Source organism: Pseudomonas sp. AC229, from assembly GCF_979254655.1.
In genome coordinates this window covers 160,149-180,069 of sequence record NZ_CEEDHK010000006.1, presented here as the reverse complement: position 1 = coordinate 180,069, position 19,921 = coordinate 160,149, and the positions used below count along the sequence as shown (strand labels likewise).

Annotated in this window: 19 protein-coding genes; 12 read left to right on the top strand and 7 right to left on the bottom strand. The window is 61.8% G+C overall.

Annotation, left to right across the window (positions count from 1 at the left end; all coding sequences use genetic code 11):
* The 3 genes from AC0IW7_RS10455 to AC0IW7_RS10445 form a co-directional block, all read left to right on the top strand.
* Window positions 1–874 (top strand): YadA-like family protein (locus AC0IW7_RS10455; protein WP_471817689.1); only part of this gene is annotated, 874 nt, incomplete at its 5' end.
* A gap of 222 nt (window positions 875–1,096) precedes the next feature.
* The gene (locus tag AC0IW7_RS10450) at window positions 1,097–2,098 is read left to right on the top strand and encodes an ATP-binding protein (protein ID WP_471817685.1); all 1,002 of its coding nucleotides are present in this window, start codon (window positions 1,097–1,099) and stop codon (window positions 2,096–2,098) included.
* On the top strand, window positions 2,080–2,772 hold the full coding sequence (locus tag AC0IW7_RS10445; RefSeq protein ID WP_471817886.1) for a vWA domain-containing protein: 693 nt from the start codon (window positions 2,080–2,082) through the stop codon (window positions 2,770–2,772). Before AC0IW7_RS10450 ends, AC0IW7_RS10445 begins: the two co-directional genes overlap by 19 nt.
* A 28-nt stretch (window positions 2,773–2,800) precedes the next feature.
* Here AC0IW7_RS10445 and AC0IW7_RS10440 read toward each other — a convergent pair whose 3' ends face one another.
* From AC0IW7_RS10440 to AC0IW7_RS10425, 4 genes are all read right to left on the bottom strand, one after another.
* Complete coding sequence (locus AC0IW7_RS10440) at window positions 2,801–3,754, bottom strand: sensor domain-containing diguanylate cyclase (RefSeq protein WP_463384347.1); 954 nt, start codon at window positions 3,752–3,754, stop codon at window positions 2,801–2,803.
* 8 nt (window positions 3,755–3,762) lie between these two features.
* Window positions 3,763–4,764 (bottom strand): response regulator, encoded by a 1,002-nt coding sequence (locus tag AC0IW7_RS10435; protein WP_471817682.1) that lies wholly within the window; start codon window positions 4,762–4,764, stop codon window positions 3,763–3,765.
* 166 nt (window positions 4,765–4,930) lie between these two features.
* Entirely contained in the window at window positions 4,931–6,211 is a 1,281-nt protein-coding gene (locus AC0IW7_RS10430; protein WP_471817681.1) for a nucleotide disphospho-sugar-binding domain-containing protein, read from the bottom strand.
* Between the two features lie 198 nt (window positions 6,212–6,409).
* Window positions 6,410–7,336, bottom strand: a complete 927-nt coding sequence (locus AC0IW7_RS10425) for a GntR family transcriptional regulator (protein ID WP_471817680.1) — start codon at window positions 7,334–7,336, stop codon at window positions 6,410–6,412.
* Window positions 7,337–7,531: 195 nt separating this feature from the next.
* Between AC0IW7_RS10425 and AC0IW7_RS10420 the strand changes: the two genes are divergently transcribed.
* The 9 genes from AC0IW7_RS10420 to AC0IW7_RS10380 all read left to right on the top strand — a co-directional run bounded on the left by AC0IW7_RS10420 (window position 7,532) and on the right by AC0IW7_RS10380 (window position 16,224).
* A complete protein-coding gene (locus AC0IW7_RS10420; protein ID WP_471817679.1) occupies window positions 7,532–8,590 on the top strand; it encodes a polyamine ABC transporter substrate-binding protein in 1,059 nt (352 codons plus the stop codon).
* Between the two features lie 167 nt (window positions 8,591–8,757).
* The gene (locus AC0IW7_RS10415) at window positions 8,758–9,618 is read left to right on the top strand and encodes an ABC transporter permease (RefSeq protein WP_463551045.1); all 861 of its coding nucleotides are present in this window, start codon (window positions 8,758–8,760) and stop codon (window positions 9,616–9,618) included.
* Complete coding sequence (locus AC0IW7_RS10410) at window positions 9,615–10,421, top strand: ABC transporter permease (RefSeq protein ID WP_471817678.1); 807 nt, start codon at window positions 9,615–9,617, stop codon at window positions 10,419–10,421. Before AC0IW7_RS10415 ends, AC0IW7_RS10410 begins: the two co-directional genes overlap by 4 nt.
* Before the next feature lie 7 nt (window positions 10,422–10,428).
* Window positions 10,429–11,556 (top strand): ABC transporter ATP-binding protein, encoded by a 1,128-nt coding sequence (locus AC0IW7_RS10405; protein ID WP_122492303.1) that lies wholly within the window; start codon window positions 10,429–10,431, stop codon window positions 11,554–11,556.
* A 40-nt stretch (window positions 11,557–11,596) separates the two neighbouring features.
* Window positions 11,597–12,880, top strand: coding sequence for a nucleotide disphospho-sugar-binding domain-containing protein (locus AC0IW7_RS10400; protein ID WP_471817677.1), 1,284 nt, complete (start codon window positions 11,597–11,599; stop codon window positions 12,878–12,880).
* Window positions 12,873–13,235 (top strand): cupin domain-containing protein, encoded by a 363-nt coding sequence (locus tag AC0IW7_RS10395; protein ID WP_471817675.1) that lies wholly within the window; start codon window positions 12,873–12,875, stop codon window positions 13,233–13,235. The genes AC0IW7_RS10400 and AC0IW7_RS10395 overlap by 8 nt, the downstream gene beginning before the upstream one ends.
* Window positions 13,236–13,341: 106 nt before the next feature.
* Window positions 13,342–13,686, top strand: coding sequence for a cupin domain-containing protein (locus tag AC0IW7_RS10390; protein WP_122449875.1), 345 nt, complete (start codon window positions 13,342–13,344; stop codon window positions 13,684–13,686).
* 5 nt (window positions 13,687–13,691) lie between these two features.
* Window positions 13,692–14,690, top strand: coding sequence for an aminoglycoside phosphotransferase family protein (locus tag AC0IW7_RS10385; protein WP_471817673.1), 999 nt, complete (start codon window positions 13,692–13,694; stop codon window positions 14,688–14,690).
* A 52-nt stretch (window positions 14,691–14,742) separates the two neighbouring features.
* On the top strand, window positions 14,743–16,224 hold the full coding sequence (locus tag AC0IW7_RS10380; protein ID WP_471817672.1) for an aldehyde dehydrogenase family protein: 1,482 nt from the start codon (window positions 14,743–14,745) through the stop codon (window positions 16,222–16,224).
* Window positions 16,225–16,245: 21 nt separating this feature from the next.
* Here the strand turns inward: AC0IW7_RS10380 and AC0IW7_RS10375 are convergent, their stop codons facing one another.
* The 3 genes from AC0IW7_RS10375 to AC0IW7_RS10365 form a co-directional block, all read right to left on the bottom strand.
* Window positions 16,246–17,928, bottom strand: coding sequence for a hypothetical protein (locus tag AC0IW7_RS10375; protein ID WP_471817670.1), 1,683 nt, complete (start codon window positions 17,926–17,928; stop codon window positions 16,246–16,248).
* Window positions 17,929–18,090: 162 nt separating this feature from the next.
* Entirely contained in the window at window positions 18,091–18,825 is a 735-nt protein-coding gene (locus tag AC0IW7_RS10370) for a cobalt-precorrin-6A reductase (protein ID WP_471817669.1), read from the bottom strand.
* Window positions 18,822–19,919: a cobalt-precorrin-5B (C(1))-methyltransferase gene (locus tag AC0IW7_RS10365; protein WP_471817667.1), complete on the bottom strand. Its 1,098-nt coding sequence runs from the start codon at window positions 19,917–19,919 to the stop codon at window positions 18,822–18,824. The genes AC0IW7_RS10370 and AC0IW7_RS10365 overlap by 4 nt, the downstream gene beginning before the upstream one ends.
* Window positions 19,920–19,921: the final 2 nt, after the last annotated feature.

Below are 19,921 nucleotides of genomic sequence, written 5' to 3'. Positions count from 1 at the left end.
CGGGGTCACCGGCGCAACTACCACCAATGGCATCACTAACACCGGCGCCATCCAAACCGGCACCGTCACTTCGACGGGCAACGCCACGGTCGGTGGCGCACTTGGGGTAACCGGCGCAACGACCACCAACGGTGTCACCAACACCGGCAACATTCAGACCGACACCATCCATGCGACGGGCAACGGCAAGATCACCGGCTCCCTTGATGTAGCCGGTGGCATCACCACGAGTAACATCACCAACAATGGCGATGTGACGACTCATGGCAGTACCACCATTGATAAAAACTTAACCGTCAGTGGAACCACAACTGCAACCGGCGTCGTTAACAGTGGCACGCTTAGCCAAACGGGCACCACCAGCATTAATACGACCGGTACTGCACAAACTTCGATAGGCAATGCTTCGAAGTCGGCCGGAACCGTCGTTTTGCAATCGGGCGATAACAGTCTTTCAGTGACCCAACAAGCCGTGTCAGTGGGCGGGGCAAACGGCTCTAATGTGGTTCTCGGTTCAACTTCAGGTAATTCGATGATTCGTTTGAACGGCAATAGACTGCAAGATGTTGGCGAGGCCGTCGAGGGAACTGACGCGGTTAACTTGAACCAACTTAACCGCGCGAAGCATAAACTCAGTGGCGATATTGATGACGCCTACGCCGGCATAGCAGCCATTGCGGCAATGACCAGTGTGCCGGAACTTCAGGCCGGTGCTAATTTTGGCGTGGGTGTGGGCGTTGGCCACTTTAAAAGCGCTCAGTCGATTGCGGTGGGCGCGCAGGCGCGGATCAACAGCAACCTTGCGGTTAAAGCATCGGTCGGCATTTCTCAAGGTCAAGTCACCACAGGCATCGGCGCCGGTTACAGCTGGTAAGTTTTCCCGGGCGCTGTGACTAGGCAATTAATCACGGCAGCACCGCACCTAAAAAGCGCCACGCATGTGGCGTTTTTTTTTGCCTTGCGTACCGACTGCGCAGCGACCCAAAGCTGCTCCTCGTCGGTATCAGGCGCCCACGCTTTAGCGCTTCCGGCAAATACGCTTCGAGTGCCCGTGAGCCGTTACACTTGCCGCCATCTCCACCAGCCGAGCCCCACCATGACCCCGCAATTCCCGCTTGCCGCTGTCGTCGCCGCTGACTCGCTAAAACTGGCGCTGTGTCTGGCGGCCATCGACCCCGCAATTGGTGGCGTATTAATCGAAGGCCCGCGCGGCATGGCCAAATCCACCTTGGCGCGCGGCGTGGCGCAGCTGTTGCCGGGTGGGCATTTCGTGACACTGCCGTTGGGCGCGAGCGAGGAGCGCATTGTCGGCACCCTCGACTTGGATGCAGCGCTCGCCGAAAGCCGCGCGCAGTTTTCCCCCGGCTTGTTGGCCAAGGCCGACGGCGGTGTGCTGTATGTGGATGAAGTGAACCTGCTGCCGGATCACCTGGTGGACCTGCTGTTGGACGTCGCCGCCAGCGGCGTGAACCATGTGGAGCGCGACGGCATTTCGCACCAGCACGCAGCGCGTTTTGTGCTGATCGGCACCATGAACCCGGAAGAAGGTCAGCTGCGCCCGCAGCTGCTGGATCGCTTCGGCCTCAACGTAATTCTCGATGCCCAACCGCAGCCGCAAGCGCGCGCCGAAATCGTGCGTCGGCGCCTGGCATTTGATGCCGACCCGGCCGCCTTTATGCAGCAGTGGCAGGCACCGCAGCAGGCGTTACGCGAGCGTTGTCTGGCAGCGCGCGGCGCCCTTACGAACATCGAGCTGGACGACGTCAGCGTCAACGAAATCGCCGAGCGCTGCTATGCCGCTGGCGTCGATGGCTTACGCGCCGACTTGGTCTGGTTGCGCGCCGCCCGTGCGCACGCCGCCTGGCGCGGCGCCGACTCGATCAGCGCGGAAGACATCGACGCCGTCGAACCCTTTGCTCTCGCCCACCGTCGCCGTCACACCCCGCCACCGGCAGCGCAGCCGCCGCACGCGCCGCCGACGCCGCAGACAAGTTCAGCGGGGGCTTCGGCTGGCGAAGGCCAGTGGGGCGAAATGCCTGCGCAGGCGGTGCCCACGGGTGCGGCGCGCGAGTTGCCGCGCTGGCCAAAAAAGCCCTAAGCATCCGCCCGCGACAGGTCACTGGCGCGGATGCCAGACCCAGACCCGGCGCCCTGCAAGGCGGCCGTCATGGCGCCAAGCAAACCGGCGAGACCGGCGCCATCGACTGGCTAAGCACCTTGCTGCGTGGCCGTCCGACACGGGCCCGCGAGGTAGTGCGAAAGCCGCGCAGCCAGCGGCCAAGCGAATTGTGGGTATTGGTGGTGGACGCCTCCGCCTCTACCCGCCGCCATGGTGCGCTGACACAGGCCAAAGGCTTGCTGGGCACGGTGCTCGAGCAGGCGTATCAACAGCGCGTGCGCATCGCCATATTGCACGCGACTGGAATGCAAGCGCAGTGGCCGTTCCAGGGGCAGAAACGCTCGGCGGCGATGCTGGCCTGGGTGTCAGACTTGGGCGCTGGCGGCGGCACGCCGTTGATTGAAGCGCTGGTACAAACCGGCGACTGGCTGACCCAGCGCCAGCGCAGCAAGCCTGCCGAACAGCAAAAGGTGCTGGTGATTACCGACGGGCGCTTACGCGAGTGGCCGGCATTGCCGCCGATGGCGTGCCCGGCGTTAGTGGTGGACATCGAAAGCGCGCCGATCAGGTTGGGGCGCGCGCAGGTATTGGCGGAGCAATTGGGCGCGCAGTATCGGCATATTGAGAGCCTGCCCCCCGCCTTGCGCATGTGAGCGCGGCCGAGGCGCATTGCGAGATCGCTTACTCGTAAACCGTCACGCGGTTGCGCCCGTCTTCCTTTGACGCATACAGCGCTTCGTCCGCCCAGCGAATCCATTCTTCATGGTGGTCGCAGGTGACGGACAGATCCGCCACACCCAGGCTGATGGTCAAGCGCAGAATTTCCCCGGCATGTTCAATTTTCAGCGCGGCGACGTTGTGGCGCAGGCGCTCGGCAAACACCCGGCCGCCTTCCTTGCTGGTGTCCGGCAGCAGAATCACAAACTCCTCACCGCCGTAGCGGCCGGCCACGTCCATGTCGCGGCTCAGGTCGCGAATCACGTCGGCGACGCGCTGAATGGCTTTGTCGCCGGCCTGATGGCCGTAGGTGTCGTTGATGCGTTTGAAATGGTCAATGTCGAGCATGATCAGCGTCGCCGTGCTGTCGTAACGGCGGTGGCGGGCGTGCTCTTTTTGCAGGCTCTCTTCCCAGTGACCGCGGTTGTACAAGCCGGTGAGGCGATCGGTACTGGAGAGCTTCTGCAGCTCGGCGTTGGCCGATAGCAGCTGGCGGCGGTTGTTTGCCACGTCGGTAACGTCGTAGATCACCAGGCAGATATGGCCGATTTTGCTGTTCGCCGAACGCAGCGGGAACAGCGTGGTGTTCTGGTACATGAAATCTTCACGGCCGGTGATTGGCTGGTAATTCTGGAACCGCAGCAAGTACGGCCGCTGCTCCCACACCGTGAACGCCGGGGTGCCGAGGGCGGCGACGCCTTCGACTTTCTTGCGAAACCACTTGCTGTCCACTTCCGGGAACAGTTCGAAAAACGAGCTGCCGTTGGCCACGCCTGGCTGAATGCCGGAGCGGTTTTCCATAAAGGTGTTCCACACCAGCACGCGGTAATCCGCATCGAACACCACCACGCCCACGTCGATGCTCTGCACGATGGCGAGCAGCCAGTGGAATTCGTTGAGGTCGATCGGCTCGTTCATGGGGCGGCCTAATTCATCAGATACGCGAGTTTTTTGTGCAGCAGTTGCACGGAATCTTCGCTGAACAGCATCAGCAAGTCGAAGTGGATGTCGTGGCCTTCAAGGCTGTAGCTGATTTCCACGGCCAGGGTTTTCTTGTTTCGCCGGCTGTTCACGTGAATCAACTCATCGATGGCCAGGTGCTCGCCAAGAATTTGCGGATGGCTCTGGGAAAACACCACGTCGATCTGCTCGGCGATACCGGACAGGCAAGCGCCGATCAGCAGCGTGGAGAGGTCCAGGAGCATTTCCAGATCGCCGCCGTCGTTGCCGTCGCGGTGCAGCAGGGTTGCCATGTCGGCAATTTCGGAGTCGTGGAAAATCAGCAGCGCCTCACCGGCAATACCGCTGCCGATGTAGCCCTGGCAGATGGCGGTCAGGCGCTCGTCGCCGCGCTGCACGTCGGCCAGCGCCATGTGCAGCTCGCCCACTTCCAGCAAGTTGACGTTGGGCACCGGCAATTGCACGAACACATCCAGCACCCGCGCCAGCAACGCACCGGCACGGCCGATGGCGACGTTGACGGTTTCCTGCAGGGCGTCGCGAAAACTGGTGGGGGCATCGCTGGTCGGCGCGGTGGCGGCGACGTCGTGCGGCGGCACGGCGAGCAGGCCGTGGGCATTGAGCGTGGCGCGAAACTCGGCGGGGTCGAAGGGTTTGCGCAGAAAGGCCAGTGCGCCCAGCTCCAGCACGCGGCGCCGGGCTTCTTCTTGCACGTCAGCGGAAATAACGATGATCTGCGCGTCCAGACCCTCTTCACGCACGGCGTTGAGTACCTGATAGCCGTCCATGACCGGCATGGTCAGGTCCAGCAGCACCACGCGGCCCAAGCCGTTGCGAATCGCCTCCAGCCCCGCCAGGCCGTTGTCCACCTCCGTGACGGACACCGCCCATTCAGGCGGCAGCGCGCGCAGCAGCTGCTTTCGCACCATGCTTGAGTCGTCGCAGACCAACAGAGGAATTGAGGGCATTGCGGGTTTCTCTACGCGCTCGTACTACGCCGAAATCAGCTAACCGAGAAAGGTGGCGATAATGGCTCAATGATGGCAATTTCGTCCATGAAGAAATTGACATTCAAGATGGCAAATAGTGCGCCAATTGACGTAGAAAGCAGGCTTTTCGAGAAAAAACAGCAGGTTATGTGGTGAGTTCGAGAATGGCCTTGGCTGCCACAATACTGCCCGGATTGGCCTGCATAGTGGCACTGATGCCCTGCAAGCGAGCAGCGAGCGCCTCGTCTGCCAGCAATTGGCGCAGCGCGTCTGGCAGTGCCGCCAGTGGTTCGGCGAAGCGCGGAAGGTAGGCGCCAACGCCAACTTCTTGAGCACGACGGGCGTTGTCGTGGCCGTCCCAGCAGTACGGAATGACCACCGACGGCAGGCCGAAATACAGCGCCTCGCAGAAGCTGTTGTTGCCGCCGTGATGCACGAACAGCTTGCATTCACGCAGCACGGCGGGCTGCGGGAACCAACTGTCGAGGTAAACGTTGTCGGGCACGCTGTCGTACATCTCGCGGTAGGCGCCGACGTTGATCAGAAAGCGGTACGGCAGGTCGGCGACGGTCGCGATCAGGCGCTTCATCATCTGCACATCGGCGGCACCCAGGCTGCCGAAACTCACGTATATCAACGGCGCCTCGTTATGCGCCGGAAACTCGGGCACCACGTATGGCGCCTCGGAGCGCACGCAGCCATCCAGGTACACATAGCGCTCGGGGGTCAACGGCTGTTCACGTTTGTAACGAACCGGTGTGGGCGACAGCAGCAGGTTTAAATACGGCGAATCTTCGAGAAATTGGCCCGGCAGGTTCGGCGGGTGCTGACAGCTGTCGAGAAAGCGCGCAAAACGCGCATGGGCCGGTGCCACCGCCTTGTGGTAGCGGCTCACAAAGGCCTCGCGCCCCGCCTTGTCATCCGCCGCGCAGCCCGACAAATACGGCGGCACGGCGGCGTCGGGCAGCTCGGTTTCGGCACACGACACCATGCGCACCCACGGGCAGCCGGCACTGCTGATGGCCGGAAAGGTGACCACGTTGTCGAGCACGATGACGTCGGGCCGCAAGCGGGCGAGCAGTTGCTGCAGCGGTTTTTCGGCGTCGATGGCGGTGTCGATGATCGCTTCCCAAGCCGGTGCGACGTAGCTGTCGATCTGCTCGAGCGGGGTTTGGTCGAAGTAGGGGATGTTCTTCTCGATGAAGGTTTCCCAGTAATGCTGGTGTTCCGCCGCGGACAATTTGGTTTGCGCAGGAATCGGGAATTCAGGAAATCCGTACTCAGCGAAAATTCCCTGGAAATGCCCATGGCAAATAAACACCGGCTTGGCGCCGAGCCCCTTGAGCACTTGCGCAATGCCGATGCAATTGAGCGCGGCACCAAAGCTGGCTTCAGGGAAAAAGGCGATCACGGGGTGTTTGGGCATTCACACGTATCCGGCAGGGACATAAACATTTGCTTGAATCCACCGATGCAAGATCGCCGGGTTAGCGGTGATCCATCCAGAATTCTGGATTCCGAATCGTCGGACCGCCGCCTACGCGGGAATGACGGTGGATTTCAAAGCGCCTGGGTAAGGCTCGGTATTTTTTAGCACAAAAAAACCGGGCATGTAGGAATTTGCTTACCGGCGTAATGGACCGATTTGCGGCACGCCACGGTTGGCCGTTTGCGGGCGCTGGGCCGAAGACAGGCGCAAATGCAGGCGCATCAGGTCGGCGGCAATCTCTAGCTGACCCCGTTCGATGTGCTCGATGATGCGTAAATGTTCGCGCAAGGCTTCTTGCAGCCGGTGCACGCTGACCATCGGCAACAGGTTCGGCAAACGGCGCAGCGCCTGGTGATGAATCAGCGCATCGCGCAGAAACTGGTTGCCACAGCTCTGTGCAATGCACTCGTGAAAGCCGATATCGAGTTCGCGAAACTGCTGGGTGTCGAAACTGCTGATGCCCTGGTTCAGCAACGCTTCCATGCCTTCGCGCAGCAGCGCCAGGCGCGCCAAGTCCGCCTCGAAGCCTGGGCTGAGCAAGGCTTGCGGCTCCATCAACAGGCGGTAATGCAGGCTGTCTTCCAGCGCGGCGAGGTTGTTCAACAGCGGCCGGAATAACCACGACTGGCCCGGTCCGCGCTCGACCACCTGGGTTTCACTGAGCTGGGTGATGACCTTCTGCGCGGCCGGACGGCCGATGCTGTAGCGGCGCATCAAGTCGCTGACGCTGATGCTGCTGCCCAGACGCCCGGCCATGCGATCACGCAGCACGGACGTCGCCAGGGCTTCCTCTTCGGCTTGCGGCAGCGCGGCGCTCATAGCTGGGTCGGGCAGCGCCAGCAAGCTGTAGCCCTTGCCGGCCTCGTGGCTGAGCAATTGCTCTTCCTGCAGCAGCTTCAGCGCGGCGCGAACCAGCGTGCGCGACACCTGAAACGTGCGCGCCAAGGCTTGCTCCGAAAGCGCCTGACCGACCACCAGACCGCTTTCCTGCACGTGTTCAAGAATGCGCCGGGCCAATTCCAGGTGGTTGCCCCGTGGTTTTTTTTCGCTGCTGGTGGTCACGCCTGTTTATCCCTGTCGATCAGTGCTGGGCACCTTATTCCATAGCAGCGGTGGGCAACAACAACAGCGCACCGGGAAGAAAAAACCGTTGACACAGGAAATTTCCGGTCTTAATTTCGGAAAAAAAACATATTAGCTAAATTTTGCAGCACTGCCTTCGAACACCAACAACAACAGTCGTTAGGAGCGCGCAACATGAGTAAGCTGAAAAACCTGTTGTCTCTGGGTTTCGCTGTATCGCTGGCCGTATCGGCTCAGGCCGTCAGCGCCAAAGACCTGGTCATCTCCATCTGGGACGGCTACATGGCCCCCGATGCGCTAGACAAATTCAAGGCCGCCAGCGGCGTCGACACCGACAAAGCGCTGCACGCCACCAACGAAGAAATCATGGGCAAACTGATGGCCAACGGTGGCGAAGGCTACGACGTGGTCTTCGTGTCTTCCCCGTTCGCCGAAGTGCTGCACAAGCAAGGTTTGCTGGCCGACATCGACCCGGCCAAAGTGCCCAACCTGAAAAACCTCTACCCCGAAGCCAACAAGCTTGAGTACGACATCGGCAACAAATTCTCCGTGCCGTACACCTGGGGTACCACCGGCATTTGCTACCGCTCCGACAAGCTCGCCACCGCGCCAACCAGTTGGAAAGAGTTGCTCAACCCCAGCGACGCACTGAAAGGCAAAGTCACCCTGCTCGCCACTGATCGCTGGATGCTCGGTGCCGGTTTCCTTGCCAACGGCTGGTCGGTGAACGACGCCGATGCCAAACACCTGGCCACCGTGCGGGACGAATTGATCGCCGCGAAAAAACGCATCCTGTCCTTCGACGACACCACCTTCTACTCCAAGCTCGCCTCCGGCGAAGCGCTGATGGCCCATGCCTGGGACGGCTGGTGCAACTACGGCACCACCGACAACGCCGCGATCAAATTCGTGGTGCCCAAAGAGGGCTCGGATTTGTGGGTCGACACCATGGTCGTGCTGAAAAGCTCCAAGCACCCCGAGGAAGCCTTCAAGTTCGTGAACTTCATGCTGGCCAAGGAAAACCACGCCTGGGTCGCGGAAAACATCCTCTACAAAGTGCCCAACCAGGCCGCCATGGAAGGGCTCTCGCCCGAGCTGCTGCAGAAATACCCCAACCTCACCACCAGCCCGGCTGAGTTGTTGAAGATGGAGCAGCTGCGGGATGTGGGTGGCAGCACGCAAAAGGCCTACACCCGCGCCGTCACCGAAATCATGGCGTCTGAGTCCAACTGACGGACTCCTGGGCGTCGGCCATACGGCGTTGAACGCGTGCCGAAAATGCTCACGTACTTAAGTACGCTGCGCTTTTCGCTCCACGTTCGCCTTGTGTGGCTCTCGCCCAGTAGCCCTCGATTTCAGGCAGCTATCGCTGCCTCAACCCAGCATTTCGAGAATCCTGAATGAGTTCATTGCACGCTGATAGGAAACTATCGGCCTGGCTGCTGACGCCCGGGCTTGGCTGGCTGCTGCTGTTTTTGGTGCTGCCGTGCCTGCTGGTGTTGGTGTACAGCTTCGTCGAGCGCGGTGCCTATGGCGGCATTGAGTGGACGTTTACCTGGGACAATTACCAGCGCGCGTTCGACCCGCTGTACCTGGGCATCTTGCTCAAGTCGGCAAAAATCGCCGCGCTGGCCACGTTGTTCGCGGTGCTGATCGGCTACCCGGCGGCGTATGCCATTGCCCGCGCGCCGCGCCATCGCCAGCCGGTTTATCTGTTTCTGGTGATGCTGCCGTTCTGGAGCAATTACCTGATCCGCACCTATGCCTGGATCGTGCTGCTCAACCGCGAAGGCCTGCTGAATAAACTGTTCAGCCTGCTGGGTTACAGCGGCGACCCCATTAGCCTGCTGTACACCGAAAGCTCGGTGGTGCTGGGCCTGGTCTACAACTACATCCCCTTCGTGATTCTGGCCATTTATTCGTCGCTGTCGCGCATCAATGGCGAGCTGTGGGAAGCCTCGCGCGACCTCGGCGCCTCCGGCTGGATGACCTTTCGCCGGGTGATTCTGCCCTTGAGCGTGCCCGGTATCGCCGCCGGTTCCGTGTTCGTGTTTGTGCTCAGCATCGGCAATTTCATCACCGCCGATCTGCTCGGCGGCAAACAGGTGCAGATGGTCGGCAACCTCATCTATTCGCAGTTCCTCACAGCGCGGGACTGGCCGTTCGGCTCGGCGCTGAGCTTTATCCTCATCGCCATCATGTTGCTGCTCTTGTTTGTGCAGGCGCTGCTGGCCCGTCGCGCGGCGGAGGGCAAAGCATGAGCCGTCAAACCATGGCCAGCTCGACCGCACTCGGCGTGCATTTGTGGTTGGTGTACGCCTTCCTCTACGTGCCGATCCTGGTGCTGATTTTGCTGTCGTTCAACAAGTCCGGCCTGCCCACCTCGTGGAGTGGTTTTTCCCTGAAGTGGTACGGCGCGCTGGCCAATAACAGTGCGGTGCTGTCAGCGGCACTCAATACGCTGATCGTGGCGTTGAGCTCCACGGCTATCGCCTGTGTGCTCGGCACGCTGCTGGCGTTGGGCGTGGAGTTGCGGCGCAAGGGCGACAACAAAGGCTACATCGCCGACACGATGCTAATGGCGCCGATGATCATTCCCGACATCGTGCTGGCCATCGCCCTGCTGAGCTTTTTCAACCTGGTGAAGATGGGCCTGGGCCTGCATTCCATCGTCATCAGCCATGCGGTGTTCAACATCGCCTTTGTCTGCGCCGTGGTGCGTACCCGGCTCAAGCACTTTGACTACTCGATTCTCGAAGCCTCGATAGACCTCGGCGCCAGCTGGTTCACCACCCTGCGCCGCGTGCTGCTGCCGGCGATTTTTCCCGGCGTGATGGCGGGCGGTTTGCTGGCGTTCACCCTGTCGGTGGACGAATTCATCATCGCCTTTTTCAACTCCGGCTCCGGCCAGGCTTCCACCACGTTGCCGATGCAGATCTACGCCATGATCCGCTTCGGTGTGACCCCCGAAATCAATGCCCTGGCAACGCTGGTGATGCTTGTCAGCATCACCGCACTGCTGGCGTCGCAGCGCTTGAACAAGGCCCCGTCTCACCATGAATAAGATCGCCATGAATGAACCGGCCCTTCGCGAACGCGCGGCCGACGATGTGAAAAACGTGCTGGTTCTGGACAAGGTCAGCAAGTCGTACGGCGAACAGTTGGTAGCCGTCGACCAGGTGTCGCTGAGCATCCGCGAGAACGAATTCTTCGCCCTGCTCGGGCCGTCCGGCTGTGGCAAAACCACCTTGTTGCGCATGCTCGCCGGCTTCGAAACGCCGAGTGGCGGCTGCATTTACCTGGACGGCACCGACATCTCGCCGCTGCCCGCCAACAAGCGCCCGCTGAACTTGATGTTCCAGAGCTATGCGCTGTTCCCGAACATGACCGTGCGCAAAAACATCGCCTACGGCCTGGAAATGGAAAAGCTGCCCGCCGCTGAAATCCGTCAGCGCGTGGATGCCGTGCTCGCCACCGCGCAATTGGGCGAGTTGGCCGAGCGCAAGCCGGATCAACTCTCTGGCGGCCAACGTCAGCGCGTGGCGCTGGCCCGCGCATTGGTGAAGCGCCCGCGCGTGCTGCTGCTCGATGAGCCACTCGGTGCGCTGGATAAAAAGCTGCGGGAAAAAATGCAGCTCGAACTCAAGCGCCTGCAACACGAGAGCGGCATCACCTTCATCATCGTCACCCACGACCAGGAAGAAGCGTTGGTGATGTCCGACCGCATGGCCGTGCTCAATGGCGGCAAGGTCTGCCAATGCGGCTCGCCGGCCGAACTGTATGAAAACCCCAACAGCCGCTTCGTCGCCAACTTCATTGGCGTGAGCAACATCCTCGAAGGCGTGCGTCAGACCGACAACAGCGTGGTGGTGCGTAACCGCAGCCTCAAGGTGGAGTCGGCGGTGGGCGAGCTTACGGGTGAAGCGGTGGCGCTGGTGATCCGCCCGGAGCGCTTGCAGGTGCTCAGTTCGACCACGCCGTTGGCCGACGAACAAGCCTGCGTCAATCAGGTAGACGGGCAGATCGTGGAAGTGGCTTACCACGGCCTCGACACCAACCTGCACGTGCAAACCGCACTCAGCGACAAACCGCTGATCGTGCGCGTGCCCTCTTCGCAAGTGGATAACGCCCGGTTTGAACAGGGCGCCAGCATTCGTCTCGGCTGGCAGACGCGGCACGCCCGCGTGCTGACCCGCTAGCCCCACACCCACCCTTTTACGTTCGGCAGGAGTAAGCGTCATGAAGCAAAAGGTCATCGCTTTTTTTCCCGAGGCGGCATACGGCCCGGCACTGAATTCCGTGGGCATCGCCCAGGCGTGCGAAGCGCTGGGGCACAAGGCGGTGTTTCTCACCGACCCCGGCATGAGCGGCGTGTATTCGGGCTACGGGTTTGAAGAGCACATGGTGAATATGTCGGCGCCGATGCCGGCCGAAGAAATGGCCAAGTACTGGGTCGACTTCATCAACGGCCACATTCCCAACTTTCGCAAATCGCCGCTCGAGCAAATTCCCAACTACGTGAAGGAATGCTGGGCCGCCATCGTCGAAACCGCCAAGTGGGCCGAGAAAGATTTGCCCGCCGTGCTGGCCAAGGTGCAGCCGGACCTGATCTGCGTCGACAACGTGATTCTGTTCCCCGCCATCAAGCAGTACGGCAAGCCGTGGGTGCGGATTATTTCCTGCTCGGAAAACGAGATCGAAGATCCGGATATTCCGCCGCATCTGTCGGGCATGAGCGTGCACGACAAAGCCGGGCACGCCGAATTCCGTCGCCGCTTCGAAGAAGAGGTCGGCCCCATTCATGCCGACTTCAACGAATTTCTCGTCGCCCACGGCGAACGGCCTTACCCGCTCGGCACCTTCTTCGAAGCGTCGCCGTTCATGAACCTGTTGCTCTACCCGGACCCGGTGAAGTTCGAACGTCGTCACGCGCTGCCGCCTGAGCAGTTTCACTACCTGCAAGGCTGCGTGCGCGCCGACAAGCCGTACGACATTCCCGAATTCAAAGCCAACAACGACAAGCCGCTGCTGTACGTGAGCTTTGGCAGCCTGGGTTCGGGCGATGTCGACCTGCTCAAACGCTTGATCGTCGCCATCGGCAAGCTGCCGTACAGCGCGCTGTTCAACGTCGGCGAGCACCTGGACGAATACACCGACCTGCCCGACAACGTGCTGATTTCCAATTGGTACCCGCAGCCGTCAGTGATCGAAAAGGTCGACGCGGTGATCCACCATGGCGGCAACAACAGCTTCACCGAATGCCTGTTCTTCGGTAAGCCGGCCATCGTCATGTCGTACGTGTGGGACGGCCACGACAACGCCATGCGCGCCGAAGAAAGCGGCCACGGTTTCAAGCTCGATCGCTACGAATGGAGCGAGGCCGACCTGGCCGCCAAGCTCGACGCCTGCCTCACCGACAGCGCCATGCAAGCGCGCCTGAAGCAAACCAGCGCGTACATGCAATCACGCAAAGGCCCGCAAGACGCGGCAAAAATTCTCGATGGACTGCTTAACCATGACTGAAGCCAATACCAGCACAGCGCCTGCGCTGTACGACGTCAGCACGCGCACCGACCTGGTGGACTGGGGCGTGCAAAGCGATGCCGTGGAGGGCGTGTCCCACTCCAGCGGCCGTCTGCTATTCAAAGGCCCGAACAACAGCCCGGAAACCGGCTTATGGGTGTGCACGCCTGGGCGCTGGCGCCTGTCGATTCCGCGCGACGAGCTGTGCCATTTCGTCAGCGGCCGCGCCACCTACCGCGAAGACAACGGTGAAGTGATCGAGGTGAAAGCCAACACCCTCGTGCTCTTCCCCGCCGGCTGGACCGGCGAATGCCACGTGCAGGAAACCATTCGTAATTTGTACATGCTGGCGTGAGCCAACTACCGATCCCGTAGGAGCGAGCTTGCTCGCGAAGCGCTTGCTCTAAAAGCTTCGCCAGCAAGCTGGCTCCTACAAAAATCATCTTTAAGGAGTTGAAACCATGACCACCCCACACCTCTACAACCCGCTCGAAATCACTGACCTCAAAGACTGGGGCACCATCCCGACCATGCTCGAGGGCGAGTCGAAAGTCTCCGGCGTGGTGTTGCACAAAGGCCCGGAAGGCCAGTCGGAATGCGGCATCTGGGTCTGCACGCCGGGCAAGTGGTTTTGCCACGTCACCAGCGACGAGTTCTGCCATTTCCTCGAAGGCAGCAGCACCTATGTGCATGAAAACGGCGAAGTGATCGAGATCAAACCGGACACCGCCGCCTTCTTCCCCAAAGACTGGAAAGGCACCTGCACGGTCCACGAAACCATCAAAAAGGTTTACATGATCCGGTGATCACCATGGCCGAAACCTACGCCCGCCCTGAACAACGCCGCGCCTTTCTGGCCGGCGCCGGGTACGCCAGCAGTCGCCTTGAGGCGTTGCCGATGGACGCGTCGCGGCGCTGCTATTTCCGTCTGCCGCAGGCCGGTTTGTTGTTGATGGATTCGCCGCCCGGCCTTGAACCCATCGTGCCGTTCTTGACCCTGGCCATGCATCTGCGCGAGCTGGGTTTGTCGGCGCCCCATGTGCTGGCCAGCGACGCGGCAGCCGGTCTGGCGTTGATCGAAGATTTCGGCCAGGCCACCTACACCCGCCTCCTCGGCATGGGCTACGCCGAGCAGCCGCTGTATGAGTTGGCGGTGGATGCCCTGGTGCACCTGCATCAGGCGCCGCGAGCGCTGGCCGTTAATGTTCCCGCATATGACCTCGATGCGCTGTTGGCCGAGGCGGTGCTGTTTATCGACTGGTACGCGCCGCTGCTTGTGGATAAGGCCGCCGCGCTGGCCTTACGCGAGCCTTTCCTGGCGGTGTGTGCGCAACTGGCCAGCGCCGTCGCCAAACGCCGGGAGGCCTTGGTGCTGCGCGATTTCCATGTGGATAACCTGATGCGGCTGGACGGCCAGACCGGCGTTAAGGCCTGTGGATTACTGGATTTCCAGGACGCCCTGATTGGCTCCTGCGCCTACGACCTGATGTCGCTGCTTGAAGACGCCCGCCGTGACGTGCCGGAAACCCTGCGCGACCACCTGCTCACGCGCTACCTGGCCCAGCGCCCGGAAGTGGATGCCGAGCAGTTTGGCGCTGATTACCCGGTATTGGCCGCGCTGCGCCACGCCAAGGTTGCCGGTATTTTCGTGCGCCTGGCACAGCGCGACGGCAAGCAGCATTACCTGGCCCATGTGCCGCGGGTGATCGGCCTGCTCGACCGTGCCTTACGCACCCCGGCGCTGTTGCCGCTGCGCGAATTTCTCGACCGCGAATTATCCGGCTGGGCGCAACCGCTGCCCGCCCACTGACCTTTTTCCTCGGGCTGTGGATAACCCGTCCGCCGCCCCGCCTGGAGCCGCCATGAACCACTTCATCAATCCCGACTTCACCACGCCGCACAGCCAGCGCCTGCGCGACATCATCAACCCCGCCACGCTGGAGAAAGTGGGGCAGATCGCCTTGGGCGACGAGGCCGATGTAAACACCGCCATCGCCGCCGCCAACGCAGCGCAAAAGGCGTGGCGCAAGGTCGATGCGAAAAGCCGCGCGGCGCTGTTACACACGCTGGCTAACGCCATCGAAAGCGAGGTGGCGGTCAACCGCGAAGCCGGACGTCTGATGACGCTGGAAATGGGCAAACCCTTCCCCGAAGCGATGGGCGAGCTGGCCAACTGCGCACCGATTTTCCGCTACTACGCCGAGATGGCCCGCGACGACGCCGGCAAGGTGGCCGGCACCACGCAACTGGGCTCATTCCAGCATGTGCGCTACGACGCCATGGGCGTGAGCGTGCACATCATGCCGTTCAACTTCCCGGTGCTGTTGATGTGCTGGACCGTTGCCGCGTCGCTCGCCGCCGGCAACGCCTGCATCATCAAACCCGCCGAAGCCACCACGCTGTGCACGCTGAAATTCATGGAGCACTTCCGTGTGCTGCCGGCCGGTTTGGTCAGCTGCGTGCCCGGTGATGCGAGCACCGCGCAGTTGTTGATTCAAGCCGAAGGCACCCACGCCGTGGCGTTCACCGGCAGCGTGGCGGCCGGCAAAGCGGTGGCCATGGCCTGCGCCGAGCGCATGAAACCGTGCGTGATCGAAGCGGGCGGCAGCGATGCGCTGATTGTGTCCAAACACGCGCCGCTGGACGTGGCCGTGGCCGGTTCGGTAACAGCGGCATTTCACCTGACCGGGCAGATCTGTACCTCGGCCGAACGGTTCTTTGTAGTGGACGACATTCACGATGCGTTCGTTGAACGCTTCGCCGCCATGACGCAAAAACTGCGCATTGGGCATGGTCTGGAGCACAGCGAAATTGGGCCGCTGGTGAGCGAGGCGGCGCGCGACAAAGTGATGCGCCTGGTCGCCGACGCGGTGGCCAAGGGCGCCACCGTGGTTTGTGGCGGGCGCATTCCGCCGAGCCAGCCGGTGGGTTGGTACTACGAGCCGACCATTCTCACCGGCGTCACTCAGGCCATGGATATCCTCCACGAAGAATGCTTCGGCCCGGTGGCGGCGATCTGCAAAGTGGCCGATTTCGACGAAGCCGTGCGCCTGGCCAACGACTCCAGCTTCGGCCTCGGCGCCTCGCTGTTTTCCACGGACCTTGGCGAAGCCATGGAAGCCGCCGACCGCCTGGAAGCCGGCATGGTGTGGGTGAATAACCCGCTGATCGATAACGACGCCCTGCCCTTCGGCGGCTGGAAAATGTCTGGCATGGGCCGCGAACTTGGGCGCCAGGGGCTCGACGCGTTCCGTCGCTCGAAGATGGTCATCATCGACCACCAGCCGCAGATTCACGACTGGTGGTACCCGTACAAGGACGAGGTGTTTTACCGCGAGGGCTAACGTCGCGCCTGGGGCTAGGCGCTAAAGCTCACCGACAAAACGGTCCGTGGTGTAGAGCGTACAAACCGTATGGGTTTTTTGTTTGGCTGAGCTGAAAAACAGAAACAGTTTCACGAACGCCGAGCTTTCACGGCAGTCGCCACGGTTAACCGAGCCCAGGTGATGCCGGCCGCTGCGCAGAAAGCCAAGCATGTCGGTGGTGTTCTGCGCGGGCACGAGGCTGTCTTGGGAATAGTGAAACAGTGTCACGTCTGCCGAAGGCGCTGTGAGCGTGATGTCGCCGTCAATCAAGGTGTTCAGCAGCATGTGCGTGAGCAGGCGGGGGTATTTCCCCTGTTTGAATTCAGCCAGAAACGCGGGCTGCAACTGGCCATCGGGCTTGAACACATCGTCGGTGTTATAGGCCAGCCCTTCGTAGCTGCGGTAGGTGTCCATGATGGTACGCAGGTGGCCCGGCACAAAGCTCAGGTCTTCATAGCGGGCGTAAGCGTCGCGAGGCTCGCCGGCCATTGTCAGCAACGGCGATTGCAACGTGCGAAGCACGTTGTAGGGGCCTTCGCCGGCATACACCGCTCTCACATCGGCCAGGGCGCTCAAGGACGGCAGCACGGCCATCGCCGAATAACCGCCTTGGGAAGCGCCGAAAATACGCAGGTCACGGCTCAGTTGCGCGCCGTTGAACTGCTCGGCGAAATAGCTTCGCACCGCCATCAGCATGTCTTCGCTCGCAGCCGCGGTGTCCTGCGCGATCAGATACGCCTGGGGTTGGGTCGCGGTGTCGCCCAAACCGATCAAATCGGGGGCGAAATACACATGACCCTTGCCGGCGGCGAGCAGGCCGACCACCACTTCAAGCGTCGCAGCCGACGAGGGTGCCGGGTTGGTTGAGCGCAGGCTGCCATGTTGGCCCAGCACCGTGGCAACCCCGTTGTAATTGAAGGCACTACCGTCCGCATTCTCCGGGTAAATCAGCAGGCCGCTCAGCTCGATCGGCGTGCCGTCGGCACGGCTGCTGGTGTAGGTCAATTTTTTAACCCGTGCCGAGTAACGCGCGTGCGGCTCTGCCAAATTCGGTGCTTCTTTGCCCAGCGCCGCCCTGGCCAGCATTTGGCCAATTTTGTTGTGCACGCTGTCTTTGAGCAGGGTAGTGAGCATTCCGTTAATGGTTGCCGCGCTCAGCTGTGCGGCTTTGGGCAGGTCGGAAAACTTCACGGGCTGATCACTCACCACTACCGGGCGACCGCGCTGGCGTACAGCTGCGCTTGTGGAGAACGACCCCACCTGCCGTCCGGCCTGATGAATCTGATAAACCTTGCCCGTCGCCAGCTCACTGACCGGCGCCAAGGTCACCGCACCCACCACGCCAGTGAGCGGGTTCGACCATTCACTTTGGTATCGCACGACGGTAGCAACCGCATTACCGGCGCCGTCGGTAAGCGTTATGTCGGCGCAGCGTTTCGCCTGCGCCGCCTCATACGTGACGCTTACCTGCGTATTGGTGAAATGGCCTTGGGTGGCGTTGGCCGGCGTCAAACGCAACGGCGTGCAACTGATCACTTCGTTTGACTGGCCCAAGCCAATGTTCAGACCTGGCAGCGCTGCCGGAACAGGACCATGGGTCGTTACCGGGATGGCGTTCTGGCCATGCACAGCCATGGCCAGCACACACGGAGCCAGCGCGAATAAACAGCGAATCGCTTTCATCGGAGAAGCCCTCAAGGCGGATAGGGCTTCGGACTATATGGCGTCAGGAAACCATAATTGCCACGGCGCAAAGATTCAGAGTGGTCTTACCGGGGCGGTTGAACGGGCCTAGGAATCTAGAGGCCACAGCCGTCTCGCAGACCAGGCTCTGCCACGGCGTTTTTACCTGGCAACGGTAGGATCTCGAAGCGCAGCCAACAGCGCTTCACCCGTGCCGAACTCCCGGTCCACCGCTGGCAATATCGGCCGGCGCAGCACCAGCACTGGCAGCCCTAACTCTCGCGCTACCTGCAACTTCGGCTCGGTGCTCTGGCTGCCGCTGTTTTTGCTGATCAGCACGTCGCATTGCAGCCGCGCGAACAGCGTGCGTTCGCTTTCCAATGAAAACGGCCCGCGCGCACCGATGATGTCGGCCCGCGCGGTCGGCGCCTGGCTTTGCAAACAGCGCACGGTCCAATGCTGGTGGTGCGGAATTTCTTCCAGGTGTTCCAGCGGTTCGCGGCCCAAGGTAAACAGCGGGCGCTTGAACGGCGCGAGGCTGTGGATAAGCGCGTTCCAATCCGCCACTTCGCGCCAGTCATCGCCGGCCTGCGCCTGCCAACCGGGACGACGCAGCGCCCAACAGGCAATGCCCGCCAGTCGCGCGGCGCGGGCGGCGTTGGCGCTGATTTGTGCGGCGTAGGGGTGGGTGGCATCGACCAGCAAACTGATGCCGTTGGCGCTGATGAACTGCGCCAGCCCTTCGGCGCCGCCATAGCCGCCGACGCGCACCTGACAAGGCAAGTCATCCGGCACGCGACCGAGGCCGGCGAGGCTGTAGATGTCGTTGGCTTCCAACTGCCGAGCCAGCGCCAACGCTTCGGCCACGCCGCCGAGCAGCAACACCCTCGGCTTCATTGCCCGGCGCCCGCATAACCGACGATGCCGCCTTGACGGTCGATGGCGAACACCTCCACCTGCACGGTCGCCGGCACGATGCTCTGGGCGAATTTCAACGCATGGGCACACACCGCATTGCCCAGCTCGATGCCTTCGGCACTGGCCAACGCCAGCGCTTGCTGACTGGTGTTGCTGGCAATGATCGCCTGCTGAAGCGCGGCACTGGCGCCGATGGCGGCGGCCCACTTGGCGAGTTGAGGCAGGTCGATGCTGGAGTGGCGGCTGTGCAGGTCCATATGCCCGGCCGCCAGTTTGCTGATTTTGCCGAAGCCGCCGCACAGGCTGAGTTTTTCCACAGGCGCAATGCGCAAATGCTTGAGCACGGCACCGACGAAGTCGCCCATTTCCACCAGGGCGGTGTCGTCGAGTTCGTAGTGCTGGCGCATACGGTCTTCGCTGGCGTTGCCGGTGCAGGCGGCCAGGTGGGTGAAGCCGTTGGCGCGGGCGACATCAATGCCTTGGTGAATGGAGGCGATATACGCCGCGCAGGAAAACGGCCGGACGATGCCGCTGGTGCCGAGGATGGACAGGCCGCCCAAAATGCCCAGGCGCGGGTTCATGGTTTTCAGCGCCAGCGCTTCACCGTTTTCCACACAGGCCGTTACTTCGAAGCCGCCGCCGTAGCCGTGCTCGATGGCCAAGCTGAACAGGTGGCTGGTGATCATTTGTCGGGGGACCGGGTTGATCGCCGGCTCACCCACGGCCAGGGTCAGGCCCGGTTTGGTTACCGTGCCGACGCCAGGGCCGGCGAAAAACGCCACCCCAGGTTCGGCCCGCAGACGCACGCGGGCAAACACCAGAGCGCCGTGGGTCACGTCCGGGTCATCGCCGGCATCTTTGAGCGTACCGGCTTCGGCGCCGCCTTCGAAGGGTCGGCAAAATTCCAGCCGCATCAGCACTTCACGGCCTTTGGGCAGCACGATTTCCACCGCATCGCTGACCGTGCCCGCGAGCAACAACCGCGCCGCCGCCAGGCTGGTTGCGGTGATGCAACTGCCGGTGGTGTAGCCGCTTCGCAGCGGCGCAGGTTGTTCGGGGGTCTCGTCGCGCATGG

Coding starts and splice junctions, on each gene's coding strand:
- AC0IW7_RS10410 (WP_471817678.1), top strand. CDS start 9,615: ATGAGCCGTCAAACCATGGCCAGCTCGACCGCACTCGGCGTGCATTTG.
- AC0IW7_RS10450 (WP_471817685.1), top strand. CDS start 1,097: ATGACCCCGCAATTCCCGCTTGCCGCTGTCGTCGCCGCTGACTCGCTA.
- AC0IW7_RS10420 (WP_471817679.1), top strand. CDS start 7,532: ATGAGTAAGCTGAAAAACCTGTTGTCTCTGGGTTTCGCTGTATCGCTG.
- AC0IW7_RS10365 (WP_471817667.1), bottom strand. CDS start 19,919: ATGCGCGACGAGACCCCCGAACAACCTGCGCCGCTGCGAAGCGGCTAC.
- AC0IW7_RS10415 (WP_463551045.1), top strand. CDS start 8,758: ATGAGTTCATTGCACGCTGATAGGAAACTATCGGCCTGGCTGCTGACG.
- AC0IW7_RS10385 (WP_471817673.1), top strand. CDS start 13,692: ATGGCCGAAACCTACGCCCGCCCTGAACAACGCCGCGCCTTTCTGGCC.
- AC0IW7_RS10430 (WP_471817681.1), bottom strand. CDS start 6,211: ATGCCCAAACACCCCGTGATCGCCTTTTTCCCTGAAGCCAGCTTTGGT.
- AC0IW7_RS10380 (WP_471817672.1), top strand. CDS start 14,743: ATGAACCACTTCATCAATCCCGACTTCACCACGCCGCACAGCCAGCGC.
- AC0IW7_RS10435 (WP_471817682.1), bottom strand. CDS start 4,764: ATGCCCTCAATTCCTCTGTTGGTCTGCGACGACTCAAGCATGGTGCGA.
- AC0IW7_RS10370 (WP_471817669.1), bottom strand. CDS start 18,825: ATGAAGCCGAGGGTGTTGCTGCTCGGCGGCGTGGCCGAAGCGTTGGCG.
- AC0IW7_RS10440 (WP_463384347.1), bottom strand. CDS start 3,754: ATGAACGAGCCGATCGACCTCAACGAATTCCACTGGCTGCTCGCCATC.
- AC0IW7_RS10405 (WP_122492303.1), top strand. CDS start 10,429: ATGAATGAACCGGCCCTTCGCGAACGCGCGGCCGACGATGTGAAAAAC.
- AC0IW7_RS10390 (WP_122449875.1), top strand. CDS start 13,342: ATGACCACCCCACACCTCTACAACCCGCTCGAAATCACTGACCTCAAA.
- AC0IW7_RS10400 (WP_471817677.1), top strand. CDS start 11,597: ATGAAGCAAAAGGTCATCGCTTTTTTTCCCGAGGCGGCATACGGCCCG.
- AC0IW7_RS10395 (WP_471817675.1), top strand. CDS start 12,873: ATGACTGAAGCCAATACCAGCACAGCGCCTGCGCTGTACGACGTCAGC.
- AC0IW7_RS10375 (WP_471817670.1), bottom strand. CDS start 17,928: ATGAAAGCGATTCGCTGTTTATTCGCGCTGGCTCCGTGTGTGCTGGCC.